Genomic DNA, 14,040 nt, shown 5'->3' on the forward strand with positions numbered 1-14,040 from the left:
AACAGGCAACGCTCAAAGCCCGGCGACCAACATTGGTGCCTATTGAGCAAAGACCCTTTGGCGGCAGCGCGACGCCGCACGACGCCCAGGGAGACCGGAAATGTCTGCCAACGCCTATATCAACCGGATCGCGACAGTGGTTCCGGAACATGAGGTTCATCAATTCTATCTGCAATTCGCGGCTTCCATGCTTGCTGCCGATCACCGGAGGATTTTTGAACGCATGGCCGGCCTTGCCGGCATCGAAAGCCGTTATTCCTGCTTTGCGCCCGCCCTCGACCCCGAGGGGGCCTATGTAGATCGTGCCGGAACCTTTGTCCGTGGTGCATTCCCCGGAACGGCCGCGAGAATGGCGATGTTTTGCGAAGCCGCGCCTGTGCTGGCACAAAAAGGCGTCGACGGATTGCAGCTTGGCGACGAAGCATCACGCATCACCCATCTCATCGTCACCACCTGCACAGGGTTTTCCGCGCCAGGTATCGACTTGGACCTGATTCAGCGCTGCGGTCTGTCGGACAGGGTCGAGCGCACGATGATCGGGTTCATGGGTTGCTATGCCGCGGTCAACGCCCTCAAGCTGGCCCGTCACATCGTTCGCTCCGACCCGCAATCGAGGGTCCTGCTGGTCAATATCGAACTCTGCACGTTGCATCTCAGGGAAACCGCCGAGCTGGAAAAACTGCTGTCCTTCTGCCTCTGGGGCGACGGCTGCGCGGCAGCACTTGTCACCGCCGAGCCGCCCGGCATCGAACTCGACAGCTTTCATTGCACCGTCGCCTACGAGCGGCGGGACCTGATGAGGTGGGGCATTCGCGACCACGGCTTCGATATGGTTCTTTCCGGTCAGGTGCCGGCGACGGTTCATGAAATTGTGCGGACCAACCAGGGCGCCATCCTCGGCAACCGGCCAACCGAAGCGATCGATCTCTGGGCCATACACCCCGGCGGACGTTCGATTCTTGACGCCGTCGAAAGGGCGCTGAACCTCGCGCCCACCGCGCTCACTCCATCGCGCGATGTGCTGCGCCGATACGGCAACATGTCGTCGGCGACGGTCATGTTTGTGATGGAAGAGATGCTGAGGGCGCCGTCCGGACTGCTTGGCTGCGGCATGTCGTTCGGACCCGGATTGACGGCCGAAACCATGCTTTTTCGAACCGTGTCATGAATTCGCTCAGCCACCGCAGCCTTGTCCCGGAAATCCTTGACGGGCTTGCAGCCGACGATCCGCGGGCGCGCGCGTCGCGCCGTGACCTTCGACGTATTAATGCGTTGATGTTTCAGGCGCCGATCATGGCGTCATTGTTGCGGAAATTCGTGCCAACGCCACCACGTCGCATTCTGGAGATCGGCGCTGGCGACGGTACCTCCATGCTCGCAGTGGCGCGGCGCATCGCCAGGCATTGGCCTGAGGTCGAACTGACGCTCCTCGATCGCGTCGGCCTCGTCACCACTGAACTTTCGGCCGAGTTCGACAGGCTGGGATGGGCTGTCGAAGGTATCACCGCCGACGTCTTCGACTGGATGGAAAGAACTGACGGCAGGGGCTTCGACGCTATCACTGTGAATCTTTTCCTGCATCATTTCGACGACGCAGAGCTGGTGCGTCTGTTTTTGCTGCTGGCGCCGAAGGCCCCGCTGCTCCTGGCGATCGAACCGCAGAGGGCAATGTCGGCGCTCGCCGCAGCCCGGCTTCTCCTGGCGATCGGCGCCAACGACGTCACCCGACATGACGCGGCCCAGAGCGTGCGCGCCGGCTTTCGCGGCAGGGAGCTATCTGCTCTCTGGCTTGCAGCGAATGGCAAGTCATTGAGAGAGCGGCGCGTTGGTCCCTTTTCGCACGTATTCGTCGGCGCCAGTACCAATGCCGGTAGTGACCCATGACGCGATTGTCGACCTACGATGCCATCATCATAGGCGCAGGCCCCGCAGGTTCCTCCGTCGCGCTGGCGCTGGCCCTGCGCGGATGGGCCGTGGCCATTGTGGAAAAGAGTGCATTCCCCCGCCGCAAAGTCTGCGGCGAGTACATCTCGGCGAGTAACATCGCTCTGCTCGACCGTCTGGACATCGGCGATGCTTGGCGCGCCAACGCCGGCCCCGAAGTCCGCCGCGTCGGTTTCTTTTCCAGCGAGACCTGCGTCGAGGCGCCTATGCCGGGTGCAAAATATGGGCTCGCTGCAAACGACGGCTTCGGCCGGGCGCTGGGCCGGGACGTTCTCGACGCTCTGCTCTTGCAGGCGGCGCGATCGGCGGGCGCCGAGATATTCCAGCCTTGCCGGGCGGTCGCCATCGAGCGGGACGAGGACATGCAAAGGGTGCGCATTCAGGCGAGGGACGAGAATTCGGGCGACGAGACGACGACCTTGCGGGCGCCGGTAATTGTTGGAGCGCACGGTTCCTGGGAACCGGGACCGCTGCCAAGCCAACTCCAAAAGACCAGCCACCCGTCGGACTTGCTTGGCTTCAAGGCGCATTTCACCGGGTCGTCACTCGCGCCTGATCTGATGCCGTTGCTGGCGTTTCCCGGCGGCTACGGCGGCATGGTCCTGGCCGATCATGGCCGGCTGTCGATCTCGTGCTGCATAAGGCGCGACATGCTCGCCCGACTGCGCAGGAACCGTAGCTCCGGATGGGATGGCCCCAAACAGGATGGCCAAGTGTCGGCTGCTGAAGCGGTGTTTCGCCATCTCATGGCTTCTTGCCGAGGCGTGAGCGATGCTCTGGATGGAGTCCACCTCGATGGTCCGTGGCTTGCCGCAGGTCCAATCCAGCCTGGCATCCGCTCCTGTTACGAGCGGGATATCTTCCGCGTCGGCAACGCCGCAGGCGAGTCGCATCCGATCATCGCCGAAGGCATTTCAATGGCGCTTCAGTCCGGTTGGCTGCTGGCCGAGGAACTCGCGCGCGCGCCACGCGGCCGAGCCGGGCGCGAACTGGCCGGCAGACGCTATCAAGCGGCCTGGAGAGAATTGTTTTCGACGCGGGTTCACGCAGCTGCAGTCCTCGCCCGAATAGCCCTCAGCCCCGCCGGTCCCGCCTTGATGGCGGCGGCTGTTCGGAATTTCCCGCGAGCATTGACACTGGGCGCCCATATGAGCGGCAAGACGAGGCCGATCCCCGGTCTTGTTTGACCGATGCTGCGGCACTCCCGCTGCTCGCAGGGCCGAGAGCCAAGCTATGGAATATTCCCGCCGGCGTCCGGCGTTCTGCATACGGTCTTGCTATTTGCAAGCCAACTTTCATGAATGCAATGCAATCAGACGTGGACGCGCCGCGTCTACGGACGCTCTGCCCGATCCGGGAGAATTTCCGCCAGGGCGCAATATTTCCTTTGAGTGAGCGTGCTTGGGAAGTCGTTTTGTGCGCGTGATTGGTGTGGTGCTTAATCGTTCTCCACCCGGCCGCGCAGTTTCTTGATCGTGCCGCGCCCGGCCTTGCTCTTCAGCCGCCGTTCCACGGCACCTTTCGACGGCCGCGTCTTCTTGCGCGGCGGCGGTGGCGGCTCGGCGGCCTTGGCGACCAATGCCGTCAGCCGTGCCCGGGCGTCCGCCCGGTTCTGTTCCTGGGTGCGGAAGCGGCCCGCTTCGATGACGATGACGCCGTCCTTGGTGGCACGCTGGCCGGCAAGCTTGATCGTCCGCTCGCGCACGCGCTCCGACAGACCCGCTGCGTTGGCGGCGTCGAAGCGCAGTTGCACCGCCGTCGCCACCTTGTTGACGTTCTGGCCGCCGGGACCGGACGAGCGGATGAAATCCTCGTGCAGGTCGCCCGGATGGATCACCGCATCGCCTGATATGAAGATATTGTCGTCGCTCGCCATGCCGCAGTCATGGCGCGGCGGATCGAAAAAGAAAAGGCCCGATCGAACCGGGCCTTTCAACGAAGCTGAACCCCGTAGCGCGATTACTCCGCCGCTTCCTGCATGCGCGGCGCCGCACCCAGCACCACGGCATCGACATGGCTTTCGAATTTCTCGAAATTGACGGCGAACATGCCGACCAGCCTTGCCGCCTGCCGGTCATAGCCGGCCTTGTCGGCCCAGGTGGAGCGCGGGTCGAGAATGGCGCTGTCGACGCCTCGAACCGCCACCGGCACCTCGAAACCGAAATGAGGGTCGGTGCGGAACTCGGCCGTCTTGAGCGAGCCGTCGAGTGCGGCGGCAAGCAAGGCCCGCGTCGCCTTGATCGGCATGCGCTTGCCGGTGCCGTAGGCGCCGCCGGTCCAGCCGGTGTTGACCAGCCAGCAATCGGCGCCGTGGTGGGCAATCAGCTCGCGCAGCAGATTGCCGTATTCCGATGGATGGCGCGGCATGAACGGGGCGCCGAAACAGGTCGAAAACGTCGCTTCGGGCTCGGTCACGCCCTTTTCGGTTCCGGCCACCTTGGCGGTGTAGCCGGAGAGGAAATGATACATCGCCTGCGCCGGGGTCAGCCGCGCGATCGGCGGCATCACGCCGAACGCATCGGCGGTCAGCATGATGATGTTCTTCGGATGGTTGGCGCGGCCGGTCTTGCTGGCGTTGGGGATGAAATCCAGCGGGTAGGCGCAGCGTGTGTTTTCGGTCAGCCTTCCGTCGTTGAAATCCGGCACGCCATCAGCGTCGAGCACGACATTTTCCAGCACCGTGCCGAAGCGCTGCGTGGTGGCGAAGATTTCCGGCTCGGCTTCCGCCGACAGCTTGATCGTCTTGGCGTAGCAGCCGCCTTCGAAATTGAAGATGCCGTGGGGTCCCCAGCCATGCTCGTCGTCGCCGATCAGCGTGCGCGAGGGATCGGCCGAGAGTGTCGTTTTGCCGGTGCCCGACAGGCCGAAGAAGATGGCGGCGTCGCCGGACGTACCCTCGTTGGCCGAGCAATGCATCGGCATCACGCCTTTCGCCGGCAGCAGATAGTTGAGCATGGTGAACACCGACTTCTTCATCTCGCCGGCATAGGAGGTGCCGCCGATCAGCACGACCTTGCGCGTGAGATCCACGGCGATCACCGTTTCGGTGCGGCTGCCGTGGCGGGCGGGATCGGCGCGGAAGGACGGCAGGTCGATGATCGTCATATCAGGCACGAAATGCTCGAGCTCGGCGGCATCGGGACGAATGAGCAGATTGCGGATGAACAGCGAGTGCCAGGCAAATTCGGTGACCACCCTGGTCGGCAGCTTCAGCTCCGCATCGGCGCCGCCGATCAGGTCCTGGACGTATAGATCCTTGTCCGCGGCATGCGCCTGGAAATCGGCGAGCAGCGTGTCGAACTGGGCTTGTGAAATTGCCTTGTTGTTGTCCCACCAGACGTGCGGTTCGGTGTCACTGTTGCGGACGACAAACTTGTCCTTGGGCGAGCGGCCGGTGTGCTGGCCTGTTTCGGCGACCAGCGCGCCATGTGCCGTCAAGCGGGCTTCGCCGCGCCGGATCGAGTCCTCATAAAGGGCAGCCGCACCGAAATTATAGCGCACCACGCCGGTGGTTTTCAGGCCGATATGATCGATCGCGCAGGCGGAATTGCGTTTGCCGACTTCCGACATCGAGTGTCCCTCTTGGATTTGCCGCATCTTTGCCGGCACCTTCCCGGCACGCCCACTACGCGGGCTGAGATGGTCAGAACCAGAAAAGCCAAATGATATCAAATCATTAATCGATTTAAATATTTTGAAAGTTGTTTAAATCGTTTATATGTGCAAAAAGTTTCGCGGTTGCCCAAAGGATTGGCGATGTACGTTCGTCCAATCCATGTCGAGGTAGGATTGTGGCCGCCGGCATGCCGCGCGTGACAGCGGACAAGGCCTATGCCACATTTTGTACCTAATTTGTCCTGCAAAAGCCCCTTCTCTACGACAGAAGGGACAGCTCATGAGGGAGCCGCTTGAAATGGCAACAATCGCGCTTGTCGATGACGACCGCAACATTCTGACATCGGTGTCGATCGCCCTGGAATCCGAGGGGTATCGCGTCGAGACATACACGGATGGTGCGTCGGCGCTGGAAGGCCTGGCGGCACGCCCGCCGAACCTTGCCATCCTCGACATCAAGATGCCGCGCATGGACGGCATGGAACTGCTGCGCCGGATGCGCCAGAAGTCCGACCTGCCGGTGATCTTCCTGACCTCCAAGGACGACGAGATCGACGAATTGTTCGGCCTCAAGATGGGTGCCGACGATTTCATCCGCAAACCCTTCTCACAGCGCCTGCTGGTCGAGCGCGTGCGCGCCGTGCTGCGCCGCGCCAGTGCCCGCGAGGCCGCCGCCAAGACACCCAGCCAGCAGGCCCGCTCTCTCGAGCGCGGCCAGCTCGTCATGGACCAGGAGCGCCACACCTGCACCTGGAAGGGCGAGCCGGTGACGCTCACCGTCACCGAGTTCCTGATCCTGCATTCGCTGGCGCAGCGTCCCGGTGTCGTAAAAAGCCGTGATGCGCTGATGGATTCGGCTTATGATGAACAGGTCTATGTCGACGACCGCACCATCGACAGCCACATCAAGCGGCTGCGCAAGAAGTTCAAGGCCGTCGACGACGACTTCGAGATGATCGAAACCCTTTACGGAGTCGGATACCGGTTCCGCGAAGCATAAGTAGCAGGGCCTGCTATTCGATGGCAGTGGAAGCACAGCGAACAAGACCGGCGGGCGCCTCCAGGCGGCCGTCGCGGATCATGCCGTCCTTCGTCTCGAAGATCACGGTGCCGATGCGCCGCTTCCTTGGCCATCACATCTTTTCCAGCCTGACGCGGCGTATCCTGTTCCTCAACCTTGCCGGCCTCGCCGTGCTGGTGACCGGCATCCTCTATCTCAACACCTTCCGCGACGGGCTGATCGACGCCCGCGTCGAAAGCCTGATGACCCAGGGCGAGATCATCGCCGGCGCCATTGCCGCTTCGGCGACGGTCGAGACGGATTCGATCAGCATCGACCCGGAAAAGCTGCTTGAACTGCAGGCCGGCGAAAGCCTGGGGCCGGGCTCCGACCAGCTCGACAATCTCGATTTCCCCATCAACCCGGAGCGTGTCGCCCCGGTGCTGCGAAGGCTGATCTCGCCGACCAGGACCCGCGCCCGCATCTATGACCGCGACGCCAATCTGCTGCTCGATTCGCGCCACCTCTATTCGCGTGGCCAGATCCTGCGCTACGACCTGCCGCCGGTCGAGGAAGAAGAGCCCGATCTGGTCGAGCGCATCCAGAAATTCGTCTTCGACTTCTTCCGCAACACCGAGCTGCCGGTCTATCACGAGCAGCCGGGCGGCAATGGCGCCGCTTTCCCGGAAGTGGTCAAGGCGCTCACCGGCAGCCCTTCGACCATCGTGCGCGTCAGCGAGCAGGGCGAGCAGATCGTTTCGGTGGCGGTGCCGATCCAGCGCTTTCGTGCCGTCCTGGGCGTGCTGATGCTGTCGACCGAAGGCGGCGACATCGACAAGATCGTCGCCGCCGAGCGCAAGGCGATCCTGCGCGTCTTCGGCATCGCGGCCCTTGTCACCGCCATCCTGTCGATGCTGCTCGCCTCGACCATCGCCAATCCGCTGCGCCGGCTGTCGGCGGCGGCGGTGCGAGTGCGGCGCGGCGTCAAGAGCCGTGAAGAGATCCCCGACTTTTCCGACCGCCAGGACGAGATCGGCAATCTGTCGATCGCCATCCGCGACATGACCAACGCGCTCTACGCCCGGATCGAGGCGATCGAAAGCTTCGCGGCCGATGTCTCGCACGAGCTGAAGAACCCGCTGACGTCGCTGCGCAGCGCGGTGGAGACCCTGCCGCTGGCCAAGAACGACGATTCGCGCGGCCGGCTGATGGATATCATCCAGCACGATGTCAGGCGGCTCGACCGGCTCATCACCGATATTTCCGACGCATCGCGCCTGGACGCGGAACTCGCGCGTGAAGATGCGGGAACGGTCGATTTGAAGAAATTCATCACCGATCTGGTCGCCGTTTCGCGCGAAGCGACGCGCAACAAGAAGGCGGTCGAGATCGAGTTCAAGGCCGCCAAACTGCCGCAGGGCGTCAAAGGCTATGTCGTCGTCGGCCATGATCTGCGCATCGGCCAGGTCATCACCAATTTGATCGAGAACGCCCGTTCCTTCGTTCCCGAGGATCATGGCCACATCAGCCTGTCGCTGGCGCGTGCCGGCAAGTTCAACATCGTCACCATCGACGACAATGGCCCCGGCATCCGCGCCGACAACATCGACCGCATCTTCGAGCGCTTCTACACGGATCGGCCGGCCGGCGAGGCATTCGGCCAGAATTCGGGCCTTGGCCTGTCGATATCCAGGCAAATCGTCGAGGCCCATGGCGGCACGCTAACCGCCGAAAACATCCCCGGCACCAAACCCGGCGAGATCAAAGGCGCGCGTTTTGTGGTGACGTTGCCGGCCGAAGGCTGAGAGCATGAATTCCAACCATGCCTGGTCCAGCCGTGCAGCCTGAAAACATTCACGCGACAATGGTTTTGATCGGCGAGCGCGGCATTCTCATCACCGGAGCCTCCGGCTCGGGCAAGACGGCGCTGGCGCTGGCGCTCATCGATCATTGTCGCCAGCGCGGATCGTTCGCGCGGCTCGTCGGTGACGATCAGCTCTTTGTCGAGGCGCATGCCGGGCGGCTGCTGTGCCGCGCTCCCGCCGCCATAGAAGGCCTCGTCGAGGTGCCTGGGCTCGGCCCCCGGCCTCTGCCATTCGAGCCGGCAGGCCTCGTCGACTTGCATGTCCACCTGGTGCCGGCCGATGAAGCGCCGCGCTTCCAGGAGGATGCCGCAAGCAGCATCGTGGGTTGTCTGGTGCCACAGGTCGATGTGGTCGAACGCAATATCCCGGCGGCCTTACCGGTCGTGATGGCGCGGCTGTCGATCGCGCCTTTTCTATGATCCGCTCCGGGTTTTTTGCTGCAATGCGTCAAAATGGCATGCGCCTGCGCAATTTTGGGCTTGTCAACGGGCCGCGCGTCGACAAGATAGCGCTCCCGCCGCCTGGATTGGCTGGCGAGCATAAAATGCGCCTGTGAAGCGGCGATGACGGGAGCCACCAAAGAATGATCGGACTCGTGCTTGTAACGCACGGTCAACTGGCCACCGAGTTCCGACATGCCGTCGAACATGTCGTCGGGCCACAAGACAATTTCGAAACCGTGGCGATCGGTGCCGACGACGATATGGAGCAGCGTCGCCGCGACATCGTCGACGCGGTTGCCCGTGTCGACACCGGGGCGGGCGTCATCGTGCTGACCGACATGTTCGGCGGCACGCCCTCCAATCTTGCCATCTCGGTGATGGAGTCCGGCCGCACCGAGGTGATCGCCGGCATGAATCTGCCGATGCTGATCAAGCTTTCCTCGATCCGCAAGGGCGACAACATGGCGGCCGCCCTTGATGAGGCCCAGGCCGCCGGTCGCAAATACATCAATGTTGCCAGCCAGCTCCTGAGCAGCAAATGACCGCGCTGTCCCCGGAAAAAGATCAGATAGTCCGGGATTTTCCCATCATCAACCAGCGCGGCCTTCATGCGCGCGCTTCGGCGAAGTTCGTCCAGCTGGCCAGCGGCTTCGATGCCTCGGTGCATGTCGAGAAGGATGGCGTCAAGGTTGGCGGCACCTCGATCATGGGCCTGATGATGCTGGCGGCAAGCCCCGGCTATTCGATCCGCGTCACCGCCAGCGGCCCGGAGGCCCGGCAGGTCATCGACGCGCTGGAGCAGTTGGTGGCGTCCCGCTTCGGCGAGGAATGCTGATCTGGTAGAGCGCGATATGCGTCCGCGAGACATGCAGGGATAAAGATTTCTTTATATCCCATTGTCGTCCTTGCTCCGATCTGCTAGTCAGGCCGGCAATTCGCGCCCTTGGACGCGCCGACCGGCGCGGACGTGTCCGCAACAAATTCGCAAGCACAACATTCGCATCGGAGTACTGCCATGACGGGTAGCAAGGACTATGTGGTCGCCGACATCTCGCTTGCCGGCTGGGGCCGCAAGGAACTCGAGATCGCCGAAACCGAAATGCCGGGCCTGATGGCCTGCCGTGAGGAATTCGGTCCCAAGCAGCCGCTCAAGGGCGCGCGCATCACCGGCTCGCTGCACATGACCATCCAGACGGCGGTGCTGATCGAAACGCTGAAGGCACTGGGCGCCGACATCCGCTGGGCCTCCTGCAACATCTTTTCGACCCAGGATCACGCGGCTGCGGCCATCGCCGAAGCCGGCATCCCGGTGTTCGCCGTCAAGGGCGAGTCGCTCGAGGAGTATTGGGACTACACCGACAAGATTTTCCAGTGGGCCGATGGCGGCCTCTCCAACATGATCCTCGATGATGGCGGCGACGCCACCATGTACATCCTGATCGGCGCCCGCGCCGAGGCCGGCGAGGACGTGCTGTCCAACCCGCAGAGCGAGGAAGAGGAATATTTCTACGCCCAGGTCAAGAAGCGCCTGAAGGCTTCGCCCGGCTTCTTCACCAAGCAGAAGGCGGCGATCCGCGGCGTCACCGAAGAGACGACCACCGGCGTCAACCGGCTCTACCAGCTGCAGAAGAAGGGCCTGCTGCCCTTCCCTGCCATCAACGTCAACGACTCGGTCACCAAGTCGAAGTTCGACAACAAGTATGGCTGCAAGGAATCGCTGGTCGACGGCATCCGCCGCGGCACCGACACGATGATGGCCGGCAAGGTCGCTGTCGTGTGCGGTTATGGCGACGTCGGCAAGGGCTCGTCGGCCTCGCTCAAGGGCGCCGGTGCCCGCGTCAAGGTCACCGAGGTCGATCCGATCTGCGCCCTGCAGGCTGCGATGGACGGTTTTGAAGTCGTCACGCTGGAAGATGCAGCCCCCACCGCCGATATCGTCATCACCACCACCGGCAACAAGGATGTCGTCACCCTCGACCATATGCGCTCTATGAAGGACATGGTCATCGTCGGCAACATCGGCCACTTCGACAATGAGATCCAGGTCGCCGCGCTGCGCAATTTGAAATGGACCAACGTCAAGCCGCAGGTCGATATGATCACCTTCGCGGACGGCAAGCGGATGATCCTTTTGTCGGAAGGACGGCTGCTCAATCTCGGCAACGCCACCGGCCACCCGAGCTTCGTCATGTCGGCATCCTTCACCAACCAGGTGCTGGCGCAGATCGAGCTCTACACCAAGCCCGGCCAGTACGAGAACCAGGTCTATGTCCTGCCCAAGCATCTCGACGAAAAGGTCGCCCGCCTGCATCTCGACAAGCTCGGCGCCCGCCTGACCGAACTGTCGGGTGAACAGGCCGCCTATATCGGCGTCACGCCGCAGGGTCCGTTCAAGCCGGAACACTACCGCTATTAACCAAAGCTAAAATTACTACCAGATATTGAGGCCGGGCGATTGACTTTTCGCCCGGCCTTATTTTTGCGCGCCATCAGCCTTCACGCCGATTCGGCGAGGGGTTATTGTCAGGTGATTCGGCGATGCTTCCAGCCCGAGAGGGTCAAGAGAGGCACGCATCAGGGCGGTCTTGCATTCAGGCGGCGGAGAGGACCAAGACATGCCGGGGCAACACCCGCACAGAGCGGGACGGGCCGTTTCCGGCGGCCATGACGATTCGGGGATTGCTGGCTCCGCCCTGGAAGGGGGGAGCCTGTCCTGGCGCGCCCGCGCGTCGACATTCCTTGCCACCTCCGCGCTCGCGGGGCCCTTGGCCGGCGCCGCCGCGCATGCCGAGACCGCTGTTGCCAGCGTCGCCGGACTGTCGGTGAGCGCCATTGATGTCATGCAGCTTGCAGTGTTCGTCGGCGTGACGGGTGCCGCACTGATATCGGCCATCGTTCTCATCCGCGAAAGAGCCCGCACCTCGGCGGAGAATGTCGAACTCAGGAGCCGCCTCGCCGACATCAACGCGGCGCTCCGCCGTTCCGAGGCGCTGCTCAATCTGCGCGACCAGCGCGTCGTCGTCTGGGCTGCGGAAAACAAGAAGCCCGAGCTCATCGGCACATTGCCCGTCGAAAGCGGCGCTCCCGAGGATAGGGCCGCTTTTCTTGCTTTCGGCCGCTGGCTGATGCCGCGTTCGGCGGCGGCACTCGAACATGCCGTCGCGGGATTGCGCGAAAAGGCCAAACCCTTCGACCTGGTCATCGAATCGCAGGCCGGTGCGCCGCTCGAAGTGCATGGCCGCAAGAGTGCCGCGCATGTGCTCGTGCGTTTCCTCTCGCTCTCGGAGACGCAGCGCAGCCAGGCCAGACTGAAGATCGAGAACCAGCGGCTGGCCGCCGACCACGACACGATGATCGGCCTGCTCGACGCGCTGAACATGCCGGCGTGGCTCCGCGGCGAGGATGGCGGGCTGAAGTGGGTCAACCGCGCCTATGCCGATGCCGTCGAAGCCGAAAATGCCGAAGCCGCGGTTCGGGAGAAGAAAGAGTTCCTCGGCGGCCAGGCGCGCGATGCGATTGCCGCCCAGCACAGGACGCATCCGGTTTTCGAGCAGTCGCTGTCCACCGTGATCGAAGGCGATCGCCGTGTGTTCGCGGTCACCGATTTCGCCGGCAGCGATGGCTCGGCCGGCCTTGCCTGCGACACCAGTGCCATCGAAGCCGTTCGCGGCGAATACGAACGGACGGTGCGAAGCCACGCCGACACGCTCGACCAGCTCAACACGGCGGTCGCCATTTTCGACACCGACGAGAAGCTGCGGTTCTTCAACCAGGCCTTCCAGAAGCTTTGGGGCCTGGACGCAGGCTTCCTGCACAGCGCTCCAGACAATGCCTTGCTGCTCGACCGGCTGCGCAGCGAAGGCAAGATCGCCGAACAGCCTGAATGGCGCCGCTGGAAGGAAGGCCTGCTCGGCGCCTATCGCGCTGTGGAATCCCAGGAACATTGGTGGCATCTGCCGGATGGCAAGACCATCCGCGTCGTCGCCAACCCCCAGCCCAAGGGCGGCGTGACCTGGGTGTTCGAGAACCTGACCGAGAAGATGGACCTCGAGAGCCGCTACCAGACAGCGGTGCGGGTCCAGGGCGAGACGCTCGACAATCTTGCCGAAGGCGTAGCGGTGTTCGGACCCGACGGCAGGCTCCGGCTGTCGAATCCTGCCTTTGCCACGCTCTGGGGATTGAGCGGCGAAGCGGCCAAGCCCAGCGTCCATGTTTCCACCATCCGCGACCTTTGCGACCGGCAGGCGGCGGACAGCCCCTGGCCCGGCTTTGTTGCCGCCGTCACCGGCTTCGACGACGAGCGCCGCGACCGCCACGGACAGACCGAGCTCAACAACGGCAACGTGTTGAGTTACGCCATGATCCCGCTGCCCAACGGGCAGGTGATGATGACCTTCGTCGACGTCACCGACAGCGTCCATGTCGAGCGGGCGCTGAAGGACAAGAACGAGGCGCTGCAAAAATCCGACCAGCTCAAGAACGAATTCGTCCAGCATGTTTCCTATGAACTGCGCTCGCCGCTGACCAACATCATCGGCTTCACCGAACTCCTGTCACAGCCCACGACCGGTCCGCTGACGCAGAAGCAGCGGGAATATGTCGAGCATGTCAGCTCCTCCTCCGCGGTCCTGCTCACCATCGTCAACGACATACTCGACCTGGCGACGGTGGACGCCGGCATCATGCAGCTCGATATTTCCGAGGTGCAGGTCGATCGCACCATCGCCGCTGCGGCCGAACTGGTGGCCGACCGCCTGGAAGAGCATTCGATCAGGCTCGAGGTCGAAGCAGCCTCGGCGCCGAAGACGTTTCACGGCGATGAGGTCCGCGTCCGCCAGATCCTCTACAATCTGCTCAGCAATGCCGCCAATTACGCCCCGGAAGCCAGCACCATCCGGCTCACTTGCCGCCATCTGGCGGATGGGGTGGAATTCTCGGTCCATGACGACGGTCCCGGCATGCCGCCCGATGTGCTCGATTCGGTGTTCCGCCGTTTCGAGCCGCGCGCCAATGGTGGCCGCCGGCGCGGCGCCGGCCTCGGCCTGTCGATCGTCAAGAGCTTCGTCGAGCTGCATGGCGGCAGCGTTCGCATCGAAACCGGCAAGGACAAGGGCACGACCGTCATCTGCACCTTTCCAGACATGCCGGGCATCCGTGCCGCGGCCGAGTAGCG

General features: G+C 63.1%; 12 protein-coding genes. 10 read left to right on the plus strand and 2 right to left on the minus strand.

Features of this window, described 5'->3' with window-relative positions:
- Positions 1–100 precede the first annotated feature (100 nt).
- From P3C39_RS12850 to P3C39_RS12860, 3 genes are read left to right on the plus strand one after another with little or no spacing between them, the layout of a single operon-like run.
- Positions 101–1,168, plus strand: coding sequence for a type III polyketide synthase (locus P3C39_RS12850; RefSeq protein ID WP_275953220.1), 1,068 nt, complete (start codon positions 101–103; stop codon positions 1,166–1,168).
- The gene (locus tag P3C39_RS12855) at positions 1,165–1,884 is read left to right on the plus strand and encodes a methyltransferase domain-containing protein (RefSeq protein WP_275953219.1); all 720 of its coding nucleotides are present in this window, start codon (positions 1,165–1,167) and stop codon (positions 1,882–1,884) included. Before P3C39_RS12850 ends, P3C39_RS12855 begins: the two co-directional genes overlap by 4 nt.
- Positions 1,881–3,131, plus strand: coding sequence for an NAD(P)/FAD-dependent oxidoreductase (locus P3C39_RS12860; protein WP_275953218.1), 1,251 nt, complete (start codon positions 1,881–1,883; stop codon positions 3,129–3,131). The genes P3C39_RS12855 and P3C39_RS12860 overlap by 4 nt, the downstream gene beginning before the upstream one ends.
- Before the next feature lie 251 nt (positions 3,132–3,382).
- On the opposite strand, the gene arfB is transcribed toward P3C39_RS12860, so the two are convergent.
- Entirely contained in the window at positions 3,383–3,820 is a 438-nt protein-coding gene (gene arfB / locus P3C39_RS12865) for an alternative ribosome rescue aminoacyl-tRNA hydrolase ArfB (protein ID WP_027161031.1), read from the minus strand.
- Positions 3,821–3,903: 83 nt separating this feature from the next.
- Entirely contained in the window at positions 3,904–5,514 is a 1,611-nt protein-coding gene (locus tag P3C39_RS12870) for a phosphoenolpyruvate carboxykinase (protein ID WP_027161030.1), read from the minus strand.
- Between the two features lie 343 nt (positions 5,515–5,857).
- On the opposite strand from P3C39_RS12870, the gene P3C39_RS12875 reads away from it, so the two are divergent.
- The 7 genes from P3C39_RS12875 to P3C39_RS12905 all read left to right on the plus strand — a co-directional run bounded on the left by P3C39_RS12875 (position 5,858) and on the right by P3C39_RS12905 (position 14,038).
- Complete coding sequence (locus P3C39_RS12875) at positions 5,858–6,559, plus strand: response regulator transcription factor (protein ID WP_013528337.1); 702 nt, start codon at positions 5,858–5,860, stop codon at positions 6,557–6,559.
- Between the two features lie 20 nt (positions 6,560–6,579).
- Positions 6,580–8,364 carry a sensor histidine kinase gene (locus P3C39_RS12880; RefSeq protein ID WP_024501992.1) on the plus strand — a complete coding sequence of 595 codons (1,785 nt, stop codon included), beginning with the start codon at positions 6,580–6,582 and terminating at the stop codon, positions 8,362–8,364.
- 17 nt (positions 8,365–8,381) lie between these two features.
- The gene (locus P3C39_RS12885; RefSeq protein WP_013528335.1) at positions 8,382–8,843 is read left to right on the plus strand and encodes a hypothetical protein; all 462 of its coding nucleotides are present in this window, start codon (positions 8,382–8,384) and stop codon (positions 8,841–8,843) included.
- A gap of 164 nt (positions 8,844–9,007) precedes the next feature.
- Entirely contained in the window at positions 9,008–9,409 is a 402-nt protein-coding gene (locus P3C39_RS12890) for a PTS sugar transporter subunit IIA (RefSeq protein ID WP_010912939.1), read from the plus strand.
- A complete protein-coding gene (locus tag P3C39_RS12895; protein ID WP_027039963.1) occupies positions 9,406–9,702 on the plus strand; it encodes an HPr family phosphocarrier protein in 297 nt (98 codons plus the stop codon). The genes P3C39_RS12890 and P3C39_RS12895 overlap by 4 nt, the downstream gene beginning before the upstream one ends.
- 180 nt (positions 9,703–9,882) lie before the next feature.
- Positions 9,883–11,283 carry an adenosylhomocysteinase gene (gene ahcY / locus P3C39_RS12900; RefSeq protein WP_013528332.1) on the plus strand — a complete coding sequence of 467 codons (1,401 nt, stop codon included), beginning with the start codon at positions 9,883–9,885 and terminating at the stop codon, positions 11,281–11,283.
- Between the two features lie 199 nt (positions 11,284–11,482).
- Entirely contained in the window at positions 11,483–14,038 is a 2,556-nt protein-coding gene (locus P3C39_RS12905; protein WP_275953217.1) for a PAS domain-containing sensor histidine kinase, read from the plus strand.
- The last annotated feature ends 2 nt before the right edge of the window (positions 14,039–14,040 follow it).

Source organism: Mesorhizobium sp. XAP4 (genome assembly GCF_029269325.1).
Classification (GTDB): domain Bacteria; phylum Pseudomonadota; class Alphaproteobacteria; order Rhizobiales; family Rhizobiaceae; genus Mesorhizobium; species Mesorhizobium ciceri.

Bases quoted from the DNA above. Each gene is read 5' to 3' on its own strand.
- P3C39_RS12850 (WP_275953220.1), top strand. From the start codon at position 101: ATGTCTGCCAACGCCTATATCAACCGGATCGCGACAGTGGTTCCGGAA.
- P3C39_RS12855 (WP_275953219.1), top strand. From the start codon at position 1,165: ATGAATTCGCTCAGCCACCGCAGCCTTGTCCCGGAAATCCTTGACGGG.
- P3C39_RS12860 (WP_275953218.1), top strand. From the start codon at position 1,881: ATGACGCGATTGTCGACCTACGATGCCATCATCATAGGCGCAGGCCCC.
- arfB (WP_027161031.1), bottom strand. From the start codon at position 3,820: ATGGCGAGCGACGACAATATCTTCATATCAGGCGATGCGGTGATCCAT.
- P3C39_RS12870 (WP_027161030.1), bottom strand. From the start codon at position 5,514: ATGTCGGAAGTCGGCAAACGCAATTCCGCCTGCGCGATCGATCATATC.
- P3C39_RS12875 (WP_013528337.1), top strand. From the start codon at position 5,858: ATGGCAACAATCGCGCTTGTCGATGACGACCGCAACATTCTGACATCG.
- P3C39_RS12880 (WP_024501992.1), top strand. From the start codon at position 6,580: ATGGCAGTGGAAGCACAGCGAACAAGACCGGCGGGCGCCTCCAGGCGG.
- P3C39_RS12885 (WP_013528335.1), top strand. From the start codon at position 8,382: ATGCCTGGTCCAGCCGTGCAGCCTGAAAACATTCACGCGACAATGGTT.
- P3C39_RS12890 (WP_010912939.1), top strand. From the start codon at position 9,008: ATGATCGGACTCGTGCTTGTAACGCACGGTCAACTGGCCACCGAGTTC.
- P3C39_RS12895 (WP_027039963.1), top strand. From the start codon at position 9,406: ATGACCGCGCTGTCCCCGGAAAAAGATCAGATAGTCCGGGATTTTCCC.
- ahcY (WP_013528332.1), top strand. From the start codon at position 9,883: ATGACGGGTAGCAAGGACTATGTGGTCGCCGACATCTCGCTTGCCGGC.
- P3C39_RS12905 (WP_275953217.1), top strand. From the start codon at position 11,483: ATGCCGGGGCAACACCCGCACAGAGCGGGACGGGCCGTTTCCGGCGGC.